We start from the raw sequence: 22,137 nt of genomic DNA on the forward strand, positions 1-22,137 counted from the left end.
CGGGAGCGACGGAAAGCAACCAGGCTCGATGTCGCGGTAGCACTTCTATCCTGCGGACATGCGGTCACGCTCGCTGGCTGGCTTTTCATCAAACCTGGATTGCCCGTCCTGGTGGCCATCGACGATCCCTGCGGTGACTTCTTCCCACTTCCGATATCGGCGCATCGCGGTCGATGCAACGGAGCCATCCGTTTCTCTACCGATTCGTGCCCACGACCATTCGCGGTGGGCGTGTCGGAGCCGCGCTGTTTCCGCAACTTCCGGTGTGAGGTCGTCGACTTGCAGTCGAGGCGAGTCCGCCGTCTCGACGTGTTCTCCCCGCGTGCCGTCTTCGCCCTCTGAGTCATCCCGGCTCGGGCTGGGGCCTTCGTGGCTGAACTCGGTGTCTGTCCAGTCCGGCTCCGCTGTGGCAGCACCTGGAGCGAATTCCACTCTGACGGCTCCGCGGGGCGCACGAAGTATGACGGCCAGCACTTCGGTCATCGCAAGGAGCGCAATAGGTGCAATGGTGGCAATACCCGCCGAGACTACGGCTGGAAGCAAGGTCGCACTCAACACTGCGTGGTACGAGTTACCCGCAATCGACGCCGATGCGGCAACACGCAAGATCGTGACGACGAAGCGACGGCCCTTGATCGTGCGGTTGTCCGTGTGATTCGACAGCGCAATGACTGTCACTGTTGTCGAGACAATTGCGCCGTCCAACACGACTGGAATCACCCACGCCTCGCCGGGACCTATCCCAGCCATCACCGCGAGATCACGCAACACAGCGAAACTGAGCCAGAAGGACGCCCCGGCAATGCCTACTGTCAGCGCAACGGCCGTTGCGAGGGCCCACTGCAAGATCGCTGGATGGAGCGCAACGACGTCTGACGGCTTCGTTGTCAACGGGGTTGCCGTGGAGTGTGATCGGCTCATCGGATTCTCGGTCCTCGTGCGAGGGGGCCCGTTCGTTGCGGGAACGGCGCACCGTCGTTGAATCTGTTGCGCAACAACTCCAAGTAGTCGTCGATTGCCGCATTGACGAGATCCGACGGGCCCCGCGGCGCGCCGGGCGTTGCGGACAGCGCTTCGGCTGCGTTGAGAAGATCGTCGACGGTGGACTGGTAGAGGTAGTACGAACGCTTCTGTTTTGCGTTGTCCGGTGACGGTTGCGCACCGGTCTCGGCCGACGAAACAGTGTCGTGGGGCTGCCGCGAGTTTTCCGGCGGATCGACCGGGCTCGATCCGGCGAGTGCGCTCTTCATACGTTCGGGCCGGGCCATCACAGGTGCCCCTTCGTGAGAAGCGCAAGAGTGTCGCGATAGATCGTCGACAGGCTGCGAGATTGTGTTGTCCCCCAGTCGACCAGGCTGGTTTGGGCCTCCATCGAGTCTTTGATGACAACCCGCTTGGGAACGGCATCGCCGAGAACGTTGATGTTTGCGGCGATCTCGATCAATTGTTCTCGGCCGCTGATCGTCGCGATCTCGTGGAGGTTGACGACCGCACCGAGCATGGCGAGGTCCGGGTTGTAGCTGCGCTTGACTGCATCGATGGTGCGCAGCAATCGCGCGAGTCCATTGGCTGAGAACAGCGCGGACTGAGTCACGACGACGGCGGCGCGCGCTGCAACAAGGGCGTTGATAGTCAGCAGATCGAGGCTAGGTGGGCAATCGATGAGGATCACGTCGTACACGCCTCGTACGACGTCGATTGCGTCGCGAAGCCGCCGTTCTCGGCCGGCACCGGCGACGACCAATTGATCGCGGACGTAGGCCAGGGACTCGTTTCCCGGCGACGTGGGTACCAGGTCTACGCCAGGCCAGATGGTGGGGACGACAGCATCGGCGATGGTTGCGTTCGACGACTCGGCGAGTACGTCGGCAACACCGACATCGTCGCTCTCGAGCTCGGTCTTGGTCAGGACTGTGCTGGCGTTGCCTTGCGGATCCACGTCGATAACGAGTGCTCGCTTCCCCACTTGGGCAACGGCGTAGGCGAGGTGAAAGACGGTGGTGGTCTTGCCCACCCCACCCTTCTGGTTGCAGAACGCAAAGATGTCAGCGGGCATCGTGGGTCTCACTTTCCATGGATGAATGGGACGAACTGGGGGTATAGCGGAAATGGGATGTCATGCACGCCTTGGACCCGGCGGATGAGTCGCACCCTGTAGAAGTGTTGGATGTATTGCAGGTAAGGGGCACGAGGCGTGATTCGCTTGCCATAGGCGAAAGGCGCGCCGTAGGGGCACGAGAAGCATTTACTACCAACACATCCCAAGCGCGACTCGTATCCTTTGTGGGCAATTGAGGTGTAACCACCGCAGGATGTATGACGCCCGTCGCCGGCAAGTCATCCGAGGCACTCTTTGCGGGTAATTCAGGTACGGCAGTCGCGGAGAACTCCGCCGCCGCACTGCTAGCGGGATCGGCCTGCACCGGCGAACTTCTGCGATGGCGTCCGAGCAGCCAAATGTGTTGCTCTGGTCTGATCTTCGGGGAATCGACGTGCACAACGGGTAAGAGCAAGAGAGCAGCACGGACTGAACGATCGAGGTCCGAATGATGGTTCGCCATGAAAGGCAACTCGTTGGTGTCAGCATTGCAGATGGGTAGAGAGCTCAACTGGTACCTCTCCATAGTGGTGACGGATGAAAGACAAGGGACTTCGTTCATTCCCTCCGGACCCCCCATGGCCCCTGAGCCAATTTCCGCACCCACGTTGTCCGCTCCACGCCCGATAGCCCCGCGCCTCGGTGGGCGCGCGGCTAATCGGTATCGCCACCGGTTCGATGATCAGTCGAGCTGGTGGTGCCTCGAGGCCGGTCTCCGAGGAGTTACAAAGGGTGCACAGGCCGGCGGCAGGCTGGTATTACGTCGGGCTCTGCCAGAAAACGACGCTGCTGCGACACATCAGGCCTTGCTAGAAACTTCCGTAGCCAAGGCTCGTAAGGCGCGAGCAGAAGAACTCAACCGCGATGTCGCCGGTCGAAGCATGCGTCATCGCCCGTTCTGCTCCTGACCGGAATCGAGGACGGGGAACGGTGACTCAGCGAAATGTCTTGAAAGACTTAGCAAGACGCTCTATGATCGGTGGCGAAGCTCCTTCCTCACGGGTGGTGGTTTCGACGCCCTCGGCCTCAGTGCTGGTAACACTGAGATTTTCCGGGGGCGTTTCAGTTTCCTGAGGGATAATTGGCTCTGGGCCTCACGCGACGCCTGAACTGGCGTCGGATTGAGCCTCGAGACCTTCGATGTACTCATCGATGGCCGTATCCGGGATCAGCCGGCGCTTGCCGACCTTCACGCTCCGGATTTCTCCGGACGCGATCTTGTTGAAGAAGTTGGATCGTCCAAGTCCCGTGCAAGCCATAGCCTCCGGGACAGACAGCAACCGTCTGGGCATCTTCAGCACCTCCACTGATTGTGTAGTAGAGCCACACCTTTGGGGACTTGTTGGATCAGTCCATGTGGTTCCACCACAGAGTAGCAACTACGTACCCCACCCACAAGACGGACGGATTTTCAGTTAGACTGCGTACTTATGACGCAGCCTTGGGCGGAAGCAATCGTTGCCCGGGTCGCCTCGGAAGTTCGCCGACTCCGGGGTAAAGACCACTCCGCACTGTCCGCTGCAAAGCTCGCCGACAGAACTGTCGACTTCGGGTGGGGAATTTCCCGGTCGGTGGTTGCAGACTTGGAGACCGGCCGAAAGAAGAGCCTTGACGTCTCGGAACTGCTTGTATTAGCTGCGGCACTGGGAGTCTCACCTGCACAGTTGGTCTTCCCTGACCTTCCCAAAGGGAAGGTCGAAGTACTCCCTGGGCTGCCGCAAGAATCTCACGACGCCCTCCGCTGGTTCAGCGGCGAGGCCGGACTCATGCGACCGAGCTCAGAATGGACTGAAGAGGAATCAGAAGCTCCTCTCGACATGTGGGTCCGAGACACCTTCGACCCGAGAAACGATCGTGTCGGAATCACTCGCGAATGGCTTGACGCACTCAAGGCCATGCGTCGCGCCCGGGTACAACTGCGAAACGGATTGTCCAAGAACGAATCCGCCGAACATATCGAGTCGATGCAGTACCTATACGAAGATGCACGACGGCGCTCGGAAGAGCTGTTTCGACGGATGACCGAACTGGGCATGAACACACAGGACGAAGAGGATGGCTAGGCAGCAACTGCCGCCACAGATCAAGAAGATCTACGTCACCAATCGGTCAACAGGCAGTACCGAGTTGCGGTATCAAATGACTGTCGACGCTGGTGTTGCCGACGCCAACGGCACCCGGGCATCGAAGCGAACGCAGTTGCGTCGTCGATTTCTTACGGAGAAGGACGCTCGCGCAGCCCTGTCCAAGATTCTCGAGGAAGTCTCGAAGGGGACATTCGTTCCCTCCTCGACCACCACGGTCGAAGAGGCTTGCGGTGAGTGGCTTGCCGGACGACGCGTACGAGAGTCCACAAAAGCCGCGTACACCCATGCCCTTCAACCGCTGCGCGATACTTACGGCGGGCTAGCGGTGCAGAAGTTAACCAAAGGTCACTTGGACGCTCTAGTGAACGACCTGTTGGCCGGCAGCTCGGTCAAACCCGATGGCCAACTGCGACGTCCGTGGAAGGCCACTTCGATCAATCCGATGCTCAACCTTGTAAGCGCGGTCCTCTCCGGGCTGATGCGAGAAGGGCGATTGGTACGAGACGTTGCCGCGCTCGTCGACCGCGCGCCCCGTGTGCACGTCGAGATGCAGACATTCACGGAGGACGAAGTGCAACGCCTCCTGGAGGCATCGACGTGCGATCGGAACGGCCACGCCTGGCTGCTTGCCCTGAGCGGCCTCAGACGCGGTGAGTTGTGCGGGCTTCGGTGGAACGATGTCGATCTTCACGCCGGCAGCCTGACAATCAACAACACGCGAGTCTCGGTCAATGGACGCGTCGTAGAGGGCCCCCCGAAAACAGAAAAGTCCAAGCGCACGCTTCCCCTCACACCAGCCCTCAAAACCGCACTCGAAACTGCACACCGCTTGCAGGGTGTGGAACGAAAGAGTCCGACCTACGTCGGCCCCGGCACCTACGTTGTGTCCGACGCTGTAGGGCGACCTTTTCATCCCGATACGGTCAGCGACTATTGGCGCAGGCTATGCACCAACAGCAAAGTGTCCGACATACGCCTCCACGACGCGCGCCACACGTGCGGGACTCTGCTGCACCTTCAAGGTGTGCCTATTGCCGTGATCTCGGCATGGCTGGGGCATTCGGACAACGCCTTCACGATGCGCACCTATGTCCACTCCCAGAACCAAGCGCTACTGGGCGCGGCCGACACTTTGCAGTCACTCGTCCGGCGTCGCGACGAGCCATCCGGCGATGCGCGTTGACCGGCGCTCGTCCGCAACCGTCCACCAAGTAGCAGGCGGACTCACCAGGCGCTGTTCCGGCGGGTTTTGAAGTACTTGTGACATTCTGTGACACCGAGCTTGCCTAATCGGAAATGAATCTCATTAGAGATAGCGCAAAAGGCCAGCTCAAACTCCTTTTTAGTGGAGCCTCCTAACGGGATTGAACCGTTGACCGCTCGCTTACAAGGCGAGTGCTCTACCGCTGAGCTAAGGAGGCAGTGAAGCGACGCAATCATATCCGTTCATCGGACGCTCAGTGTCAACAGGTACCTTGTCGGTGGATCACCCCAGCAACGTGTAAAGACGGACATGACTTTCCTGCAAGACCTGACGGCTTCGTTGAGCCGTCTCACCGGTGAGCGTCGGGCCACCATCGATACGCCGACTGCAGCACCGTCACCTCTACGCCCTATCGATCTGACCGACGATGCGTCGGTCGCCGAGGTGCTGGACCTCGCGGTTCGCGTCGGCGAGGTGTTGTTGGCCTCGGGTACTTCGGCGGTGGACACGGCGACGCAGGTGCAGTTCATCGCGGCGACGTACGGCCTCGCGCGCTGCGATGTCGACGTCACGTACAACTCGATCACTCTGAGCGCCCATCGTGGCCCGACGCGGCCTCCGGCGTCGACGATGCGCATCGTGCACTACCGCTCGATGGACTTCACGCGGCTGGCCGAAGTCGACCGTCTGATCCGCGCTGTGCGCGTCAAGATGGTGCCGCCGAGTGCCGCGCTGGAGCGACTCGACGAGATCACCAAGGCCCCGCACCCCTACAACCGGTGGATCGCGACCCTGGCGTGGGCCGGCATGGCTGCGGCCATCAGTGTGTTGCTGGGCGGTGGCGCTCTGGTCGCTGTGGTCAGCTTCCTCACGACCATGGTGATCGACCGCATCGGACGCGTTCTCAACCGCGCCGGTCTGCCCTTCTTCTTTCAGCAGGTGGTCGGCGGCTTCGTGGCGGCGACACCGGCGATCACGCTGTACAACTTCCAGGACCAGCTCAACATCGATATTTCGCCGTCACAGGTCATCGCGGCCGGTGTGGTCGTGCTGCTGTCGGGTCTCTCGCTCGTCGGCTCGGTGCAAGACGCGATCACCGGTGCCCCGATCACCGCGTCGGCGAGGTTCTTCGAGGTGTTGATGATGACCGGCGGCATCATTGCCGGCGTCGCGACCTCCCTGCGGATTGCAGCGTTGATCGGCAGCGATCTACCCCAGATCAGCAACTTGGCACCGCCGGACATCCTGCAGGTCCCCACGAAGGTGATCGCAGGCGCGGCAGCGTCGCTGTTCTATGCACTTGCCTGCTACGCCGAGCAACGTGCGCTGACGGCTGCCTTCATGGGCGGTTTCGCGGGATCCCTCGTCTACCTGCTGTCGCAGACGCTCAACGTGGGTCCGATCATCGCCTCGGCCATCGCTGCTGTCGTCGTCGGATTCGCCGGTGGTCTGCTGGCCCGTCGTGCGCTCATTCCGCCGTTGATCGTCGCCGTTGCGGGCATCACGCCGTTGCTGCCGGGCCTGTCTCTGTATCGCGGTCTGTACGCGATCCTGAACGACCAACTACTGCTGGGAATCAGCTCTCTGTTCGCAGCGTTCGGCGTCGGCTGTGGCCTGGCGGCAGGCGTCACCCTCGGTGAGTGGGGTGCCCGCACGCTCCGCCGACCGCGCATCCTGGCGCGTACCGAGGAAGTGCTGCGTCCGACGCTTCGTCGCATAGAAGTACCGCGCCGACCGACTGTTCGTCGGCGGCGCGGCACGGGTACTTCGTAGAGCGGAGCTCAGGCCTCGGCGCTGGGGGTTCCCTCGGCAGAGGCGCGTGCAGCAGCGTCGGCTTCCATGGCCTCACGCAGGCTACGCGGACGCATGTCGGTCCAGTTCTTCTCGACGTACTCCAGGCAAGCGGCGCGGGTGTCTTCACCGAAGACGACACGCCATCCCTGGGGGACCTCGGAGAACGTCGGCCACAGCGAATGCTGGTCTTCGTCGTTGACCAGCACGAAGAAGCGTCCGTCTTCGTCATCGAACGGGTTGGTACTCATCTCGCCTCACTCGTCGCAAACGTTTGATTGGTACGTGATGCACCGTGAAGTGCACCACGACCCTAGCAACGCGGGTGTCTGCCCGGTGCCGTCAGGCCTTCAGAAAGCCGAGCAGTTCCGCATTGACTGCTTCGGGGCGCTCGAGATATCCGTAGTGGCCGGCATCTTCGATTTCGACGTACCGGGCACCTGGAATGGCGTCCGCCAGCTCCTTGCCCAGGTAGGCGGGAATCATCCGATCGTCGGCGAACCCGACCGACAGGCACGGCACGGAGACACCGCGGTAGGCCGAGGTGCGATCGAAATCGTCCTCCATCCCCAGCTGGGCGCGCACTCCGGCCGAAGGTGACGACGCCGAGAACTCGAACAGATCGAGCCAATCGCGCGCACTGCGCCCGTCGCGCAACGTCGCGGGCGACAGATTCATCACTGCCGTGACCGCAGCCGAATACGTGCCGGGGAGCTCGACGCGCTTGTCGTACAACGCTCGCTCGCCCTGCGCGAGGGTCTTCTGGAACTCGTCGACTCGGGCGTGGCCGGCGAGGAACACGGCCTTGCGCACCAGGTCAGGCCGGGCCAAGGCCAATTCCTGCGCGACGCGTGAACCCATGGACGTTCCGACGACGAAGGCCTTCTCGTCCCCGTTGCGGACGAGTTCGATCAAGCCGGCGGTGTCGGCGACCATCGCCTCGATAGTGATGCCGTGAGCGCTCTCCGACGACGGCGCGATGCCGCGATTGTCGAACGTGCACACCCGGTACCCCGCTGCTGTGAGAGCGGGCACCTGATGCAGCTCCCACACGCGGCCCGGGCTACCGGTACCCATAACGAGAACCACCAGGTCGCCACTGCCTTTGACCTGGTAATTGATGTCGATGCCGTTGATCTTGGCGATAGGCATAGGTCTCCTCACTGCTGATACGTCCGTCGGCGATCGTATCGTTCGTGGTCGACACGGGGTTACTCGTACAGCCAGTGGGTACCTGCAGTGACATGACTGACGAGAACGTAGCGGGCGAAGCACGCAAGGGATTGCTCGACGGAATCAAGGGCAAAGCCAAAGAGGTCGTGGGCGCGGTGACCGGCAACGATTCGTTGACTGCAGAAGGTCAGTTGCAGGCCGCGCAAGCCCGCGAACGCAAGGAAGCGCAGGCCACCGAGCGGGTAGCGGAGGCTCAGGCCTCCGAAGCCGGCGAGGAGTTGGCCGACGTGCGTACCGCCGCCGAGAGCCGGCGTGAAGCCGCAGAGAAGAACGCGGCGGTGACCGAGGCCAACGCTGATCGCGTACGCGAGACACAGGTGACTGCAGCCGAGCAGAACAAGCGCGAGACCGTGGCACAGGAGCGCGCAGCAGCGGAGGTCGATGCCACTGCCGAGCAGATCGAAGCCGACGAGGACCGACGCATCGAACAGGCTGCGGCGGACTCCGACGAGATGGTGGCTGCGCAGAAGCACCAGGAGGCACTTCGTCAGGCCGAGGCCGATCGCAGGAAGGCCGAAGAGCTCCGCAATCAAGCCTGAACCACTACTGCAAAACAGGAGTTTCGCTTTATGAGTGTCCTAGCCATACCGATGACCATTCTTCGCATCCAGTACAAGATCGCTCGAATTCCGTTGCAGCTCATCGAGACCAACGTCGTGGAGAAGATGAACGCGGAATCGCCGGCCCGTCTGGTGTACGAGCACACACTCGGATCATTGGACCGAGCGGTCGGAAACCTGTTGGGCGACAAAAGCCTTGCCGATCGCGGCGAGACATTGGTCGACAGCACCGAGAACCGCGCCGAAGCAGCTCGACTGGACGCCGAAGCCCGTGCCAAGAAGGCCGCTGCGGACGACGAGTTGAAGGTTGCCCGCGAGACGGCCGAGAAGGACCGCCGAGCCGCGGACGCCGCTGCCCAGGAAGCAGCCCGTGACGCACGCCAGGAAGCGGAGCAGCGCAAGCGTGAGGCGGCTCAGGAAGCTGAGCGCGAAGCCGCCGCCAAGAAGAAGAAGGCCGACGAGCAGGCCGCCGCAGCGGCAAAGTCAGCCGAGGATCGCAAGAAGGCCCAGCAGGCTCAGGTCGACAAGCAGGAGAAGCTGGCCGCAGCGCCGTCCGAGGCCGAATTGGCCGAAGCAGCAGAGCGTTCCGAGGAAGCCGACGCCAAGAAAGACGAAGCAGAGCGCATCGAGAAGCTGTTCATCGCGGAGAAGAACAAGGACTGACACGCAGCGCCAGGATCCATACGAAGGTCGCCCCATCGATAATTCGGTGGGGCGCCTTTCGTCGTTCGACACGTCCGCAGTTAGCGTCTCTAATTTGCCTCTCTCACAACACTTCTCGAGATGACCGAAAGCAAGCGCTCGTCCGCGGACAGGTGTATCAATAGAGCACCAACGCACTCCTGTGCAGTGTGACCGTAATCGAAGCCAGGGTCGGGGGTCCCATGGACTGCAGCGCTGCCCTGACCGAACCGAGCGCCGAACACAACGACCTGACGGACGAGTCGATCGATTCCTCGTTGCCGGTCGACAGTTCCGCTGATCGCATGCTGTGGGCCACCGCAGGCAATTTGTTCGGGAACTGGCGCGATCGAGGCGATGGCGCGCAGTTCGAGCAATTGGTTCGACTCCTCACGCCGGTCCTCTGGCAGGTTGTCCGCGCAGCGGGAACCGACGAAGAACAAGCACGAGACGTCCTGCAGACGGTCTGGCTCACCCTCGTCCGTTGTCCCGATTCGGTGCGTGACAGCCGAGCCGTCGGCCACTGGCTTGTGGTCTCCGCGCGTCGTGAATCGTGGCGCGTGGTGGGCCGCGACCGACGTTCCGTAACGCTCGACCCAGCCCGAGTACCCGAGCCCGAAGCAGGTTCCTCTGCCGAAATCGAAGCCCTACAGGCCTCCGATACCCAGGTGCTGTGGCTCGCGGTGAGCAGATTGTCGGCCAGATGCCAACGGCTGGCCCGTGTTGCGGCAAGCCTCGAGCTGACCGACTACAAGTCGCTCGCCGCAGACCTGGGACTCGCGGTGGGCAGTGTCGGTGTGATCCGCCGCCGGTGCCTCGACACCTTGCGAGCCGACCTCGAACAGCAGGGAGTGACCGGTGCCTGAAGACAGCAGCTCTCCGTCGGCCGATTCCGCGCTTCTCGAACGGCTCGGCCGAATGTGGCAGGACGCCGATCCCCCGCCGCTGGGGCTCGCCGACGATCTGGTTGCGTTTGTCGCCGCGGCTCGGCTGGAGTCCGAATGGGCAGAAATGCACCTGGTGATGTCCGACGACCTGGTCGGTGTCCGAGCATCCTTGGACACCAAGACCCTCGAGTTCGAGCTGGGCACCATCGCACTGCTGGTGCGCGTGGCCCCGGACTCGTCGACGACCGGACGAATCGACGGCTGGCTGACGATCGACGACGCCGCTATCCCGGAGGGGACGTTCGTCACCCTCGTCGCCGACGCCGGTGACCGCACGACGCAGGTCGACGACGATGGCCGATTCGAGTTCTCCGGCATCCGCGAAAGCCCCTGGCGGCTGCGGTTTTCGTTTTCCGACAGAACACAGCTGATACAGACACCTCATCGACAGTGGTAGAAAGGCCGACGACAATGGCGAATGACGAACCGGTGGAGAGCTGGAAGCGGATTCCTCGGGTGGCGGTCGGCATGCCGGGCAATCCGGAAGACATCGGTTCACAGAGTCCGACGCTGTATGTGCGCGATACCGTTCTGGTGTCCTACCGCGCTACCGAAAACCGCGATCCCGCAGATGCTCTCGCGGAAGTGGCCGGACATTTCGGCTGGCTGCTCGACAGACGCTCGCGCGACGACCGACTGCCGATCTCGGTTCGATACCCGGATGTCTACGACGAGGACGCCGAGTCCGAGCGGATCGTCGAACGCGTGTTTCTCGTGGCAACCGGGGATTCGGTGGCACCGATCGTCGACGCTGCGGCGTTCGTTCGTACGTTCCGAGCCACCCGATCCGACGACACCCCTGTCGACGTGCAGCTCGAACACGTTCTGGCGATCGGAACTTCGCTGGCCCCATTCATGTCGCCGTTCATGTCACCGTTCATGAGCCCGTTCATGTCTCCGTTCATGTCTCCCTTCATGTCCGGCGGATCACCCGCCGGAATCTATGCGGTCCCTGGAGCCGGCGGCCGGATGCCCGTCGCCTATGTCGGCCCGGCACCGGTGCGACATCCGGACGATCGAATCGACGGTCGGCGAGTGCGCGTCGCGATCCTCGACACCGGCTGCGGTACACACGATTGGCTCGGTTTCGTCGCCAAAGGTGTGGATCAGAACCCGATCATCGGAATCGACGATCCCGCCACCGACCCGGAGGTCCACCCGGATCTGTTGGGTCCGCTGGACGGACAGATGGATCCGGTCGTCGGTCACGGCACGTTCATCACCGGACTCGTCCATCAGGAGGCACCCGACGCGGACATCCTCACCGCCAGGGTGCTCCACGCTGACGGAATCGTCTACGAGGCAGACGTTCTCGCGGCTCTGAGCGCACTGCTCGAGTACGTTCGAGCAGACGATGCGAACCACGTCGACGTGCTCAATCTGTCACTCGGCTTCTATCACGAGGAAAAACCCGGCTTCACGTCTTCCATTCGCGATGTCCTTGCCGCACTTCGCCGAACGGGTGTCGTCGTGGTGGCCTCGGCCGGAAACGACGCAACGAACAGGCCCTGCTACCCCGCAGCGTTCTCCCTCGATCCGGACGAACAATCGTGGGCGCCCGTGGTCTCGGTGGGCGCGCACAATCCCAACGGCACCCAAGCCTTGTTCAGCAACACGGGTCACTGGGTGAACACCTGGGTGTGCGGCGCAGCAGTGGTCAGCACGATGCCGGAATTCGACGCCGGAGCCACACCGTTGGCACGACGACGGGCAGACGGATCCGCACAGGCACGCGAAACGCTGGATCCCGACGACTTCCTCGGCGGGTTCGGCGTGTGGAGTGGCACGTCGTTCGCCGCTCCGATCGTCGCCGGCCGAATCGCGGCAGCACTCATCGGTTCCGTCTCCGCTCGAAACGGTGACGACCGCATCGCCGCCGCCCGAGAGGCGACCGACCGCGTCCGAGCAGCGATCACCGCCGAGAACGACGCGCTCCACGCCAGATCGATCCGATCGAGACCAAGCACCCCACGGTGAACTCTCCACAAGACTTGGTGGGGCGAGCGCAGTCGCTCATCAGCGCCGGACGCCACGACGAGGCCCGGCAGCTGCTGGCACAGGCGCGCGAGCAACTTCCCAACGGTCGGATGCGTGCCGAGGTCATGTCGGCAACCGCGTGGGTGATGAGCGAAACGGGCGATCTGACAGGAGGTTTCGACGTCTGCCGTTCCGCCCTGCGTGACGATGAATCAGGGGCAGTGCGGCTCGGCCCGATCGGACGGGCGATCCTGGTCGGTCGCCTGGGGGCACTCGAGGTTCGGGCAGGCAACGACGACGCCGCGCTGCCGCTGTTCGGCACTGCCGTCAGCGCATTGGGTGATCACCCTGCGGCCTGCGGCAGAGTGCTGATCAATCGCGGCTACCTGTACCTACGACGTCGACAGCTGCCTGAGGCCGCCCTCGACCTCGATGCAGCGACGCAGTCGTTCGCTCGTGTCGGCGATGTCGTCGAACAGGCCAAGGTGGCACACAATCGTGGCTACGTCGATCTACTGGCCGGCGACCTCGCGGGCGCGCTCGATCGAATGAACACGGCCCGCGAGACGTTGCGCCATCTCTCGTCCGCGCACAGAGCAATCTGCGACCTGGATCGCGCCGAGGTTCTCGAAGCCGCAGGAATGATCGGCGACGCCGTCGACACTCTGGAACAAGTACTGACACTCGTCGAAGAATCCACGGAGTGGCACACCCGCGCCGAGGCGGAACTTCTGCTCGCTCGCATTCTCGTCGACGAGGACACCGACCGCGCTGCGACTCTCGCAGCCGCCGCAGCACAACACTTTCGCGAACACGGAAGTGACGGCTCGGCCGTGCGAGCAGATGCCGTTGCCGCTCGAATTCGGCTGCACGGCGGCCTCCCGAACGGCGTTCCCGACAATATCTTCGACTTGCTGGATCGCCTCGACGCGCTCCACTTGACGGCACACTCGACCGAACTGAAATTGCATGTGGCACTGTGCTTTCTGAACTCCGACATCGACAGGGCCGAACGGTACGCCGCCGACATAGAAGTCCACACCGATGCACCGGTATCGACCCGCCTCCTCGCTGCCCGTGTTCGGTCGGCACTCGAGCGTGGACACGGACGACCCAACGACGCCCTGACCCATGCGGCACGAGCCATGGACGAATTCGTCGAATGGCAAACGCACTTCGGCAATCTCGGAATGCAGGTGGCAACGCAGAGAGTGGCCACCGACGTGGTCCTGCAAGGGCTGAACGCGGCGTGGGAGACGCAGGATCCGGAACTGATATTCGACTGGTCCGAACGAGCTCGCGGAGCAGCAGCCGCCTGGAACCCGGTGCGCGCGCCCCGCGACAACGAGGTGGTGCGAGCGCTTGCCGAAATCCGTTCGCTCCGTGACTCCGACGACGCCGAGGCCCACCGGCGTCGTGTCGAACTCCGGGAACAGGTCCGAGATCTCGCCTGGCGTGGATCGTCCTCCTCGGCGACCCACTCGTCACGGCCCGGTATCGCCGATGCCCAGCATTCACTGACGGAGTCGGGTGCCGCGCTGATCACGTATTCGTGGCTCGGCGACAGGATAGTCGCCATGGTGATCTGCTCAGGCAACCCGGCCACGTTCGATCTCGGATCGTGGACCGACATCGCGCGGGAACTGTCCGGTCTCCCAGCAGATCTCGATGTGGTCGCTGCGCGTCGTGGCTCCCGGCTCCGCACCTCCGTCGAGAGGTCGTTGACGAGGCGCTTGGCTGCTCTGGATCGACTGTTGGTCGCACCTGTCCTGGCCGACTCCATGCCTCGTCGAATTCTGTTGACGGTGCCCGGTGTTCTCGGCGGTATTCCGTGGGGCCTACTCCCCAGCCTTGCCTCTCGTTCTCTGTCGGTTGCGGTCTCGGTGCAGTGGTGGATCGGAAGTTCCTCGGAGCCCGGTGCTCGGGCACCTGTAGGGGTGGTGTGCGGGCCGGGCACAGCACACGGTGAACGGGAGGCCGAAGACGTTGCGCAGGCCTGGGCCGGCCGGTCACGGATCGTCACCGGCGACGACGCCACCACTGTCAATGCAGCCGATCTCGCCGAAGCGTCGAACATCCTCCACGTCAGCGCACATGGGGGCTATTCGCGCGAACATCCTCTGTTCTCGTCGATTGCCCTGAGCGACGGCCCGTGGTTCGGCCACGATGTCACTCAGCTCGCGTCCGTACCGTCGCTCGTGGTCGTCTCCGCCTGCGAAATGGGACGCGCAGCCGGTGAATTCGATGCGCTCGGAATGGCGCGTGCCTGGTTGCATGCCGGTGCACGCTGCGTTGTCGCTGCCCCGGCGAACATCAACGACGAGCGTGCCGCTGAATTCTTCCCTGCCCTACACCGAAGAATGGCGGGCGGCGAGGCCCCAGGCGATGCACTGGCGACGCTACGCGGTTGTACTCCGGATTCGTCGGACCTGAGTCTCGCCGCACTGTGTTACGGAAATGCCTGGTGAGCAACATCATCGAGTGATGTATCAACGATGTGGCCGAACGCTCCTGATGGTCGTACACACCCGAAGGCCCATCACCGAGGAGTGGATATGTCCACCACACTGACAGACCCGTTCACGGAGGAGCGGATGATAATCCTCCGCGCTCCAGCGCGGCCGGCCATGCGAGATCTCGACGCCGGACCGGTGGCGATGTCGGCAGGAGCAACCGCAGGCATCACGATCGACATCGACAGCAAGGTCAGCAAGTCGACGATGCGCACGATCGCGAACGACCCCACCGTCGTCGGTTTCTGCCCGTCACTGCCGATGAAACTGATAGAGCCCGTGCCGACGCCATCGCTCGACCGAGAGGGTGTCGGCGTCACGACGTGGGGAGTCGATGCTGTCGGCGCAACGACTTCGCCGTACACAGGGTCCGGGATCACCGTGGCCGTGCTCGACACCGGTATCGACTCGACTCATCCGGCCTTTTCCGGCGTGGAGCTCATCACCCGGGACTTCACCGGCGACGGTAGCGTCATCGACAAGCACGGCCACGGAACACATTGCGCTGGAACGATCTTCGGACGGAATCTGAACTCGAAGCGAATCGGCGTTGCCAGCGGTGTGAACCGCGCGTTGATCGGCAAGGTTCTCGGAGCCGACGGCGGTGGTAGCGATATCCTCACCCAAGCCATGATCTGGGCTCGCGACAACGGAGCACACATCATCTCCATGTCCCTGGGCATCGACTTCCCTGGCTACGTGAAATATCTTGTTCAACAGCGCGGCTACCGCACCGAAGTCGCCACATCGGTAGGCCTGCAGGCTTACACAGCCAACGTCAGACTTTTCGAGAAGCTCTCCGAGTTCCTCAACGCCGGTCTCGGACAACCACTCGTCGTGGCCGCCACAGGCAACGAAAGCGGTCGGCATGCCAACCCACCGTACGAAATCAATGTCTCACCACCGGCCGCCGCCGCCGGCATCATCGCCGTCGGTGCACTCGACAGCAGCGTGGACGGATTCGTCGTCGCGCCGTTCTCGAACACTCGGGCAACGGTTTCCGCTCCGGGTGTCGGAATCGAGAGCGCCGGTCTCGGCGGCGGCACCACCACCATGAGCGGAACCAGTATGGCCACCCCGCACGTCGCGGGCGTGGCAGCTCTGTGGGCAGAAAAGCTCGCGGCACAAGGGCAACTGAGTCCTCTCGTACTCCAGGCCAAGATCATCGGCGACGCCACCTGCGACCCGCTCGCGTCGGGTTTCGACCCCCTCGATGTCGGTGCGGGTCTGGTGCAGGCACCGCAGTCCTGACTTCTTTCGATAGGCACTCTCACACCCATGCCCGTGTCACATCTTTCGGAGGATCACCATGACCAGTACCATCCGCTCCACTGGATACCTGCTCGATCGCAGCGGCATTCCCGACGATGTCCTGGATCTACTACACGTACTTCCCGGACAACACCAGGTCGAACTCGACCCCGCTGATGCACCGGCAGCGGCCCAGCCGTCGTCTACCGAGCCGTACTGCCCGACGTGGGCAACTCACTCCGATCCCACTGTTGTGCAGACATTCTCCGTAGGGGGCGACACGTTCCTCGAACCACTGGTGCACGAGGAACCGAATCCACTCCTCTACCCGATGTGCACGGTTGGGATCGTGTTCACCAGCGCAGGCAAGCGAGGTAGCGGCGTCCTGGTGGGGCCCAACCTGCTCCTGACGGCGGGCCACGTCGCACCGTGGGGCGCGAGCTCGTGGACCATGGAGTTCGTCCCCGCCTTTCGAAACGGCAACCGTCCCTACGGAAGTTCGTACGTCCAGACGTACCGCGGCTACAACACGAACGGCAATGTGACCGGTCACGATTACGCGATCTGCAAGTTGTTCAAGCCCTTGGGCTCCGCGCTCGGGTGGATGGGTACGGCGTCGTTCGGCAGCGAAGATCAGTACTACAACAAGCGTTACGTCTCGTCGGGGTATCCGGGCAGCTACGGTGAGCGACCGGCAGTCGAGTTGGACATGGGCATTCGCGACATCGACGACGACAGTCCTGGCCGCGAGCTCGAATTCGCGTTGCGCGCAGACCTCGGCCCGGGTTGGTCCGGCGGCCCGCTGTGGCAGCACACTGCCAACCCCTATGCCGTCGGTGTGCTGAGCGGAACGGAGAAGGACGGTCTCGACCCGACGCGCCTCGTGTACGCCGCCGGAAGCCCCATGGTCGATCTCGTCAACTACGGTCTGGCGAATTGGCGGCCGTAGACCGCACGTCGGCTCGGGCTGCTGCGAGATCCAGTCCGGATGACGCGCTGGCAGCGCAGTCCATCCTTTGGTAGCGCTGACCATTCTGGTGGACAACCTCTTCCAGCCCCGCACCGTGTTTTCGGTGCGGGGCTGGATTGTCTTATGTGTGCTCAGGCGATGTGGGGGCCGGCTCGGGCGTGGGATTGTCTCGGTTTTCGGCAGGGGTCGACGGTGGCCGGTGGGATGAACCACGGGTGGTTGTCGGTACCGATGAAGACTTCCCAGTCGCTGTGGTGGATGAGGCGGTGGTGGAATCCGCACAGCAGAACCAGATTGTTCATGTCGGTCGGGCCGCCTCGGTCCAATGCCAAATATGATGCCCCTCTGTCCAGGCGGCGGGTTTCCCGCAGCCGGGGAACGCGCAGCCGTGATCGCGGGCGGTGAGGGCTTTGCGTTGTTTGGCGGTGATCGTGCGGGCGGTGCGCGCGAGGTTGATCGGTGAGCCGTTCTCGTCCATGACGATGGCGGTAAGGACGCAGTCGCAGGCGAGCTGGCGGGACGTGTTGCGGGACAGTGGTCCCATCCACGGCAGCCACCCGACAGACGTACCGTTGCCGAACAGGTCCCTGTATGCGCCACGATCAGCGGCCGGGGGTGCATCCGACCCGTCTGCTGCATCGGGGTCGATCGCGTGTCCGGTGTTGATGTCGACCGGATCGACTGTGTCGGATTCGGTTGCTGCGCCGGGGGTTTCGTCGTCGGTGATGTCGTCTTCGTCGCCGCGGCTCTCGAGGTCGGTGAGGTCCTGCAACCGGATGTGCAGGTTCAGGTGCGGTCGTTCGCCGCCTTCGATGGGGCGATCCCTGGAGGCGAGGTATTGGTCGAGGATGTGCCCGAAGGCGTCGGCGCGTCGCCTGGCGGGGCTGCGATCGTCTGGGGTGCCGTCGGCGGCGGGTTGGGGTTCGGTCAACGGTGAGAGTGCGGTGAGCAGTTTTTCTCCGGTGACAGCGTCGAAATCCATCTTCGCCACCAGACGTCCGTTCAAGGTCTTCGAAGCGAACAGTTCGTTGCGGTCGGTGTCCTCGGGTGGTGGCGTCTTCCCGCCGAACTCGTCCTCGAGCTTGGTGATCGCTTCGCGGATGCGGCCGGTGCGTGCGCCGGGCCCGGTCGCCGCCGTGATCATCGCGGTGCGGGCCATGTCGCGACCCTCTTCCGGGAGGTCCTTCGGTGGGGTTTCCGCGAAGGTGAGGATCAGCGCGGCATGGTCGACGGTCATGACGCCTGCGTTGACGGCGTCGGCGATGTCGGGGAAGTTCTTCAGTCCGCGGGCGAGGGCGAGAATCTTGTTCGCTTTGCTGGGGGACAGCAGGGTGGTGGAGGTGAGCCAGCCGGCGGGTCCTGGGAAACCGAGTTTCTCACGGGATACTCGGGTGTCGATCTCGGCGACGAGGGCGATCCGCCGAGCTTCGAACAACTGGATCTGGTGGGAGACCGCGGCGGCGTCGGCGAGGAGTTCGCTTTCGCTCAGTTGCCAGATCTCCGTGGTCATGGGATCAAGCGTATCGAACATGCGTTCGATATGCAACGATAGTCGAATCGAAAACTATTGCCCTGCATAAGCATTCGCCAACCGAAATCTGTCGGTGGCTTATGGTAGGCGGGTCAACCGCCCACTCTGAACGTCGCCCGGTATGCACTGGGTGAAACACCTAGCTCCGCAGCAAGCTGGTTTCTCAAAGATGTGGCGGTGCCGAATCCAGTGTCGTGCGCGATGCGTTCGATGGTCAGGTCTGTGTTCTCGAGCAACTCTCGCGCTCGCTGCACCCGCTGCGCAACAATCCACCGAGCCGGGGGGATTCCGACTTCGGCCATGAAGCGGCGCGAGAAAGTCCGAACACTCATCGACTGCCGTCGCGCCAGGTCCTCCACCGAGAGTGGCGCACCCAAATTGCTCAGCGCCCACTCCTGCGCGTCCGCCGTCGATGTGCCGTGCGTCCGCGGTACCGGGGTGTCGATGTACTGCGCCTGACCACCGCGGCGGTGGGGTGGCACGACGGTTCCTCGAGCCACCCGATTGGCCACCGCCGAACCGAAGTCCTGACGAATCATGTGCAGACACAGATCGATTCCCGACGCTTCCCCGGCCGCCGTCAGAATGTTGCCGTCCTCGGTATAGAGCACGTTGGGATCGAGTAATACTTGGGGATAGAGCTCTGCGAACCGGGATGCCGACTTCCAGTGCGTGGTAGCGCGTTTGCCGTCGAGAACTCCCGCCGCGGCGAGAACGAACGCACCTGTGCAGATCGACGCCAGTCGCTGATTCTTCACCACGCGGAATAGGGGCGAGACGGCAGCAAAGTCGGTCTCGTAATCGGAGTCGGAGGCAGGAACGATTACGGTATCGGCCTCGGCCACGGCGTCGAGTCCGCGTTCGACGAGTATGCGAACGTCGGAGTCGGTGCGAACATGGCCGGGCACGTCGGTGCAGGTGATCACCTCGTACAGCGCCTCGCCCGCGTCGGAGACCGCCTGCCCGAACAGGCGATGCACGATGCCCAACTCCATGGCGAGGAGGCCGTCGCGCACGTAGACGGCAATGCGATGCGTCATGGCCGAATCCTGTCACGTGCGATTTCGTCGTGCGCGTTTTGCGTATCTCCAGCTATGCAAAACGCGCACGAGGGAGCGCAGCAAATACCCTCGACCGATGCAGAACCAGCGCGTACTTTCGCCGATATTCACGACCCTGGTGATCTTCGGCGTTCTTGCCGTTCCACGGCTGAAATTGCCCTGCGCCGGCATCGCGGGCTGGGGAATCGCCATTGTCGCTGCAGCGGCTTGGCTTTTCATGGCGCTACGGCCGCAACGGTCGAGGCGACGTAGTTAGACACGGGTCGTGCGTGTTTTGCGTATCTCCAGCTACGCAAAACGCGCACGAGGGAGCGCAGCGACGGGCATGGCCGAATTCTTTCACATGTTGTCTTTCATGCCACTGGTTCCGAAGAGCGACGTAGCCCAGGATCGAGTGCATGAACATCCTGTGGGTCTATGCCCATCCAGACGCCCGCTCACTGAACGGCTCTTTGCGAGACGCAGCACTGAAGCAACTACGCGCCGATAGCCATACCGTTGAGCAGTCGGATCTGTATGCAATGCAGTGGAATCCGGTGGTCACCGCTGAGGATTATGCCCACGACTCGCACAGACGATTCCATGTAGCAGCAGCGTCGAGCACAGCCCTCGCAACCGGCACCCTCGCCCCAGAGATCGCCGCGGAGCAACAGAAGCTACTGCGCGCCGACGCCGTCGTTCTGCAGTTTCCGCTGTGGTGGTTCTCGATGCCCGCGATCATGAAGGGCTGGGTGGATCGAGTATTCGTGGAGGGTTTCGGGTACGGCATCAGGACAGCCGACGGCAGCAGCACCCGGCGCTACGGCGATGGCATGCTCGCCGAAAAGCGCGCGATGGTCGTCGTCAGCATGGGCGGCAGCGAACACACCGTCTCCCCACGCGGCATCAACGGCGACCTGGACGAGATGCTGTACCCGATTCAACACGGAATCTTGTTCTATACCGGCATGTCCGTATTGCCACCGGTGCTCGTGGCGAGCGCCGACCGGATGACCGAAACCGATTACGCTGCAGCAGAATCAGAACTACTCCAGCGAGTGAAGGGTCTGCACACCGAGGATCCTATCCCCTACCGCACCCAGAACGGCGGCGACTACGACCGACAGTTCGTGCTGCGGGACGACCTCGATGCCGAGGACACCGGAATGCGGATTCACACCGACAGTTGATCAACCGAGAATGCGAGCGAGAAACGCACCGATGTTGTCTTCCACTGCTGCGGTACGTGTCTCGACATCGAAGTCCTCCTTGAACTGCCGGCCCAGCGCAGGGGTCTTCTTCTTACGCGCATAGAGCGAGCACGCAAGGTCCGAGCAGATGTAGGTACCCACGGTATTTCCACGCCTGCCGGATTCTCCGGCTTTCGCAGCAGCCATCAACGAGACCCCGCCGTTGGCGTGTGTGGTGAGACAGATGCTGCACATCTGCGCCGTGCGCGGCCCTCCGGGCTTGAAGCGCAACGCGATTCCGCGCAGATCGTCGCCAGAAGGAACGACGATGTAGCTTCTGCCTGCGAGTTTCGGGTCCACCCAACCGAAGAAGTCGAGATCGTCCCACGGCACCGCGTCGAAAGTCTCGGGAAGGGTGACCCGCTTGGCATCGCCCTTGGACGAATTGACGAACGACGACCTGATGTCGCGTTCGGAGATCGGTTTCATCGTCACTGCCTCCACTGCTCCAAGAGAGCATCGATTCCGTCGAGAATGCGAACCCAGGACTCCTGCGAATCCGGCGCGCTGTGACTGAACGAGCCGGATGCGTCGAGGGTTGCGTAACCGTGAAAGACACTGCCCAACAATCGAACAGCGTGAACTTGGTCTGCCTCGCTCAGGTTGTACCCTCGCAGGATCGCCTTCATCATCGCCGAGTGACGCACTCCCGCACTCGCAAGAGCGGTCTCGTGATCGAGCGGAAACTGCGTCGCGGCATAGCGTCCCGGATACTCCCGCGAGTAGTCGAGATACGCGTTCGCTACTGCCACCAACGCGTCCTTGCCCGCTCGGCCCGCGAGAGCCTCCGACACCCTGTCGGCCAGTTCCTCCAACGCCAGCAGCGCGATGCCGACGTTCAACTCGTGCGAGTTCTTCAGATGCGAATACAGGCTCGCCACCTTGACGCCGAAACGTCGCGCCAACTCGCTGGCAGTCACGCGATCGAAGCCGACCTCGTCGGCCAGATCCGCTCCTGCCGCCACGATGCGTTGCGTGGTCAATCCTGCGCGTGCCATGCCGGC

The 22,137-nt window shown here is 62.9% G+C and carries 21 protein-coding genes, 1 tRNA gene and 1 pseudogene; 12 read left to right on the top strand and 11 right to left on the bottom strand.

The window, feature by feature from the left end:
- Positions 1-45: 45 nt before the first annotated feature.
- The 4 genes from AC5WEY_RS00425 to AC5WEY_RS00440 form a co-directional block, all read right to left on the bottom strand.
- Positions 46-921: a DUF2637 domain-containing protein gene (locus tag AC5WEY_RS00425; RefSeq protein WP_495644230.1), complete on the bottom strand. Its 876-nt coding sequence runs from the start codon at positions 919-921 to the stop codon at positions 46-48.
- Entirely contained in the window at positions 918-1,268 is a 351-nt protein-coding gene (locus AC5WEY_RS00430) for a hypothetical protein (protein ID WP_495644231.1), read from the bottom strand. The genes AC5WEY_RS00425 and AC5WEY_RS00430 overlap by 4 nt, the downstream gene beginning before the upstream one ends.
- Positions 1,268-2,056, bottom strand: a complete 789-nt coding sequence (locus tag AC5WEY_RS00435) for a ParA family protein (protein WP_495644232.1) — start codon at positions 2,054-2,056, stop codon at positions 1,268-1,270. The genes AC5WEY_RS00430 and AC5WEY_RS00435 overlap by 1 nt, the downstream gene beginning before the upstream one ends.
- Positions 2,057-3,192: 1,136 nt before the next feature.
- Entirely contained in the window at positions 3,193-3,405 is a 213-nt protein-coding gene (locus AC5WEY_RS00440) for a helix-turn-helix transcriptional regulator (protein WP_230074464.1), read from the bottom strand.
- Positions 3,406-3,528: 123 nt separating this feature from the next.
- Between AC5WEY_RS00440 and AC5WEY_RS00445 the strand changes: the two genes are divergently transcribed.
- On the top strand, positions 3,529-4,161 hold the full coding sequence (locus AC5WEY_RS00445; protein ID WP_495644233.1) for a helix-turn-helix domain-containing protein: 633 nt from the start codon (positions 3,529-3,531) through the stop codon (positions 4,159-4,161).
- Positions 4,154-5,368: a tyrosine-type recombinase/integrase gene (locus tag AC5WEY_RS00450; RefSeq protein WP_495644234.1), complete on the top strand. Its 1,215-nt coding sequence runs from the start codon at positions 4,154-4,156 to the stop codon at positions 5,366-5,368. The genes AC5WEY_RS00445 and AC5WEY_RS00450 overlap by 8 nt, the downstream gene beginning before the upstream one ends.
- A 163-nt stretch (positions 5,369-5,531) precedes the next feature.
- Here the strand turns inward: AC5WEY_RS00450 and AC5WEY_RS00455 are convergent.
- A tRNA-Thr gene (locus AC5WEY_RS00455) sits at positions 5,532-5,606 on the bottom strand.
- 92 nt (positions 5,607-5,698) lie between these two features.
- Between AC5WEY_RS00455 and AC5WEY_RS00460 the strand changes: the two genes are divergently transcribed.
- Entirely contained in the window at positions 5,699-7,162 is a 1,464-nt protein-coding gene (locus AC5WEY_RS00460) for a threonine/serine exporter family protein (protein WP_121870988.1), read from the top strand.
- Between the two features lie 8 nt (positions 7,163-7,170).
- Here the strand turns inward: AC5WEY_RS00460 and AC5WEY_RS00465 are convergent, their stop codons facing one another.
- Complete coding sequence (locus tag AC5WEY_RS00465) at positions 7,171-7,431, bottom strand: MbtH family protein (RefSeq protein ID WP_032376226.1); 261 nt, start codon at positions 7,429-7,431, stop codon at positions 7,171-7,173.
- Positions 7,432-7,522: 91 nt separating this feature from the next.
- Positions 7,523-8,332: an alpha/beta fold hydrolase gene (locus AC5WEY_RS00470; RefSeq protein ID WP_495644235.1), complete on the bottom strand. Its 810-nt coding sequence runs from the start codon at positions 8,330-8,332 to the stop codon at positions 7,523-7,525.
- A 92-nt stretch (positions 8,333-8,424) separates the two neighbouring features.
- Here AC5WEY_RS00470 and AC5WEY_RS00475 point away from each other — a divergent pair, with 92 nt between their 5' ends.
- The 8 genes from AC5WEY_RS00475 to AC5WEY_RS00510 all read left to right on the top strand — a co-directional run bounded on the left by AC5WEY_RS00475 (position 8,425) and on the right by AC5WEY_RS00510 (position 17,291).
- On the top strand, positions 8,425-8,952 hold the full coding sequence (locus tag AC5WEY_RS00475; RefSeq protein WP_495644236.1) for a general stress protein CsbD: 528 nt from the start codon (positions 8,425-8,427) through the stop codon (positions 8,950-8,952).
- A gap of 30 nt (positions 8,953-8,982) precedes the next feature.
- Positions 8,983-9,636: a hypothetical protein gene (locus tag AC5WEY_RS00480; protein WP_495644237.1), complete on the top strand. Its 654-nt coding sequence runs from the start codon at positions 8,983-8,985 to the stop codon at positions 9,634-9,636.
- A gap of 188 nt (positions 9,637-9,824) precedes the next feature.
- The gene (locus AC5WEY_RS00485; RefSeq protein ID WP_495644238.1) at positions 9,825-10,520 is read left to right on the top strand and encodes an RNA polymerase sigma factor; all 696 of its coding nucleotides are present in this window, start codon (positions 9,825-9,827) and stop codon (positions 10,518-10,520) included.
- Positions 10,513-10,998 carry a hypothetical protein gene (locus AC5WEY_RS00490; protein ID WP_495644239.1) on the top strand — a complete coding sequence of 162 codons (486 nt, stop codon included), beginning with the start codon at positions 10,513-10,515 and terminating at the stop codon, positions 10,996-10,998. The genes AC5WEY_RS00485 and AC5WEY_RS00490 overlap by 8 nt, the downstream gene beginning before the upstream one ends.
- A 14-nt stretch (positions 10,999-11,012) precedes the next feature.
- Positions 11,013-12,578: a S8 family peptidase gene (locus AC5WEY_RS00495; RefSeq protein WP_495644240.1), complete on the top strand. Its 1,566-nt coding sequence runs from the start codon at positions 11,013-11,015 to the stop codon at positions 12,576-12,578.
- A complete protein-coding gene (locus tag AC5WEY_RS00500) occupies positions 12,575-15,046 on the top strand; it encodes a CHAT domain-containing protein (protein ID WP_495644241.1) in 2,472 nt (823 codons plus the stop codon). The genes AC5WEY_RS00495 and AC5WEY_RS00500 overlap by 4 nt, the downstream gene beginning before the upstream one ends.
- An 87-nt stretch (positions 15,047-15,133) precedes the next feature.
- On the top strand, positions 15,134-16,342 hold the full coding sequence (locus AC5WEY_RS00505) for a S8 family peptidase (RefSeq protein WP_495644242.1): 1,209 nt from the start codon (positions 15,134-15,136) through the stop codon (positions 16,340-16,342).
- Between the two features lie 58 nt (positions 16,343-16,400).
- Positions 16,401-17,291: a trypsin-like serine peptidase gene (locus tag AC5WEY_RS00510; protein ID WP_495644243.1), complete on the top strand. Its 891-nt coding sequence runs from the start codon at positions 16,401-16,403 to the stop codon at positions 17,289-17,291.
- Positions 17,292-17,443: 152 nt separating this feature from the next.
- Here the strand turns inward: AC5WEY_RS00510 and AC5WEY_RS00515 are convergent.
- Positions 17,444-18,822: pseudogene (locus AC5WEY_RS00515) on the bottom strand (HNH endonuclease signature motif containing protein).
- 113 nt (positions 18,823-18,935) lie between these two features.
- Positions 18,936-19,883, bottom strand: coding sequence for a GlxA family transcriptional regulator (locus AC5WEY_RS00520; protein ID WP_495644244.1), 948 nt, complete (start codon positions 19,881-19,883; stop codon positions 18,936-18,938).
- A 419-nt stretch (positions 19,884-20,302) separates the two neighbouring features.
- Between AC5WEY_RS00520 and AC5WEY_RS00525 the strand changes: the two genes are divergently transcribed.
- Entirely contained in the window at positions 20,303-21,073 is a 771-nt protein-coding gene (locus tag AC5WEY_RS00525) for an NAD(P)H-dependent oxidoreductase (RefSeq protein ID WP_495644245.1), read from the top strand.
- Here the strand turns inward: AC5WEY_RS00525 and AC5WEY_RS00530 are convergent, their stop codons facing one another.
- Positions 21,074-21,562 carry an FBP domain-containing protein gene (locus AC5WEY_RS00530; RefSeq protein WP_495644246.1) on the bottom strand — a complete coding sequence of 163 codons (489 nt, stop codon included), beginning with the start codon at positions 21,560-21,562 and terminating at the stop codon, positions 21,074-21,076.
- Between the two features lie 2 nt (positions 21,563-21,564).
- Positions 21,565-22,131 carry a TetR/AcrR family transcriptional regulator gene (locus AC5WEY_RS00535; protein ID WP_057478896.1) on the bottom strand — a complete coding sequence of 189 codons (567 nt, stop codon included), beginning with the start codon at positions 22,129-22,131 and terminating at the stop codon, positions 21,565-21,567.
- Positions 22,132-22,137: the final 6 nt, after the last annotated feature.

The sequence above is a fragment of the Rhodococcoides sp. S146-33 genome, from assembly GCF_059489205.1.

Bases quoted from the DNA above. Each gene is read 5' to 3' on its own strand.
- AC5WEY_RS00510 (WP_495644243.1), top strand. From the start codon at position 16,401: ATGACCAGTACCATCCGCTCCACTGGATACCTGCTCGATCGCAGCGGC.
- AC5WEY_RS00530 (WP_495644246.1), bottom strand. From the start codon at position 21,562: ATGAAACCGATCTCCGAACGCGACATCAGGTCGTCGTTCGTCAATTCG.
- AC5WEY_RS00445 (WP_495644233.1), top strand. From the start codon at position 3,529: ATGACGCAGCCTTGGGCGGAAGCAATCGTTGCCCGGGTCGCCTCGGAA.
- AC5WEY_RS00450 (WP_495644234.1), top strand. From the start codon at position 4,154: ATGGCTAGGCAGCAACTGCCGCCACAGATCAAGAAGATCTACGTCACC.
- AC5WEY_RS00435 (WP_495644232.1), bottom strand. From the start codon at position 2,056: ATGCCCGCTGACATCTTTGCGTTCTGCAACCAGAAGGGTGGGGTGGGC.
- AC5WEY_RS00520 (WP_495644244.1), bottom strand. From the start codon at position 19,883: ATGACGCATCGCATTGCCGTCTACGTGCGCGACGGCCTCCTCGCCATG.
- AC5WEY_RS00470 (WP_495644235.1), bottom strand. From the start codon at position 8,332: ATGCCTATCGCCAAGATCAACGGCATCGACATCAATTACCAGGTCAAA.
- AC5WEY_RS00495 (WP_495644240.1), top strand. From the start codon at position 11,013: ATGGCGAATGACGAACCGGTGGAGAGCTGGAAGCGGATTCCTCGGGTG.
- AC5WEY_RS00460 (WP_121870988.1), top strand. From the start codon at position 5,699: ATGACTTTCCTGCAAGACCTGACGGCTTCGTTGAGCCGTCTCACCGGT.
- AC5WEY_RS00535 (WP_057478896.1), bottom strand. From the start codon at position 22,131: ATGGCACGCGCAGGATTGACCACGCAACGCATCGTGGCGGCAGGAGCG.
- AC5WEY_RS00430 (WP_495644231.1), bottom strand. From the start codon at position 1,268: ATGGCCCGGCCCGAACGTATGAAGAGCGCACTCGCCGGATCGAGCCCG.
- AC5WEY_RS00475 (WP_495644236.1), top strand. From the start codon at position 8,425: ATGACTGACGAGAACGTAGCGGGCGAAGCACGCAAGGGATTGCTCGAC.
- AC5WEY_RS00480 (WP_495644237.1), top strand. From the start codon at position 8,983: ATGAGTGTCCTAGCCATACCGATGACCATTCTTCGCATCCAGTACAAG.
- AC5WEY_RS00425 (WP_495644230.1), bottom strand. From the start codon at position 921: ATGAGCCGATCACACTCCACGGCAACCCCGTTGACAACGAAGCCGTCA.
- AC5WEY_RS00525 (WP_495644245.1), top strand. From the start codon at position 20,303: ATGAACATCCTGTGGGTCTATGCCCATCCAGACGCCCGCTCACTGAAC.
- AC5WEY_RS00465 (WP_032376226.1), bottom strand. From the start codon at position 7,431: ATGAGTACCAACCCGTTCGATGACGAAGACGGACGCTTCTTCGTGCTG.
- AC5WEY_RS00505 (WP_495644242.1), top strand. From the start codon at position 15,134: ATGTCCACCACACTGACAGACCCGTTCACGGAGGAGCGGATGATAATC.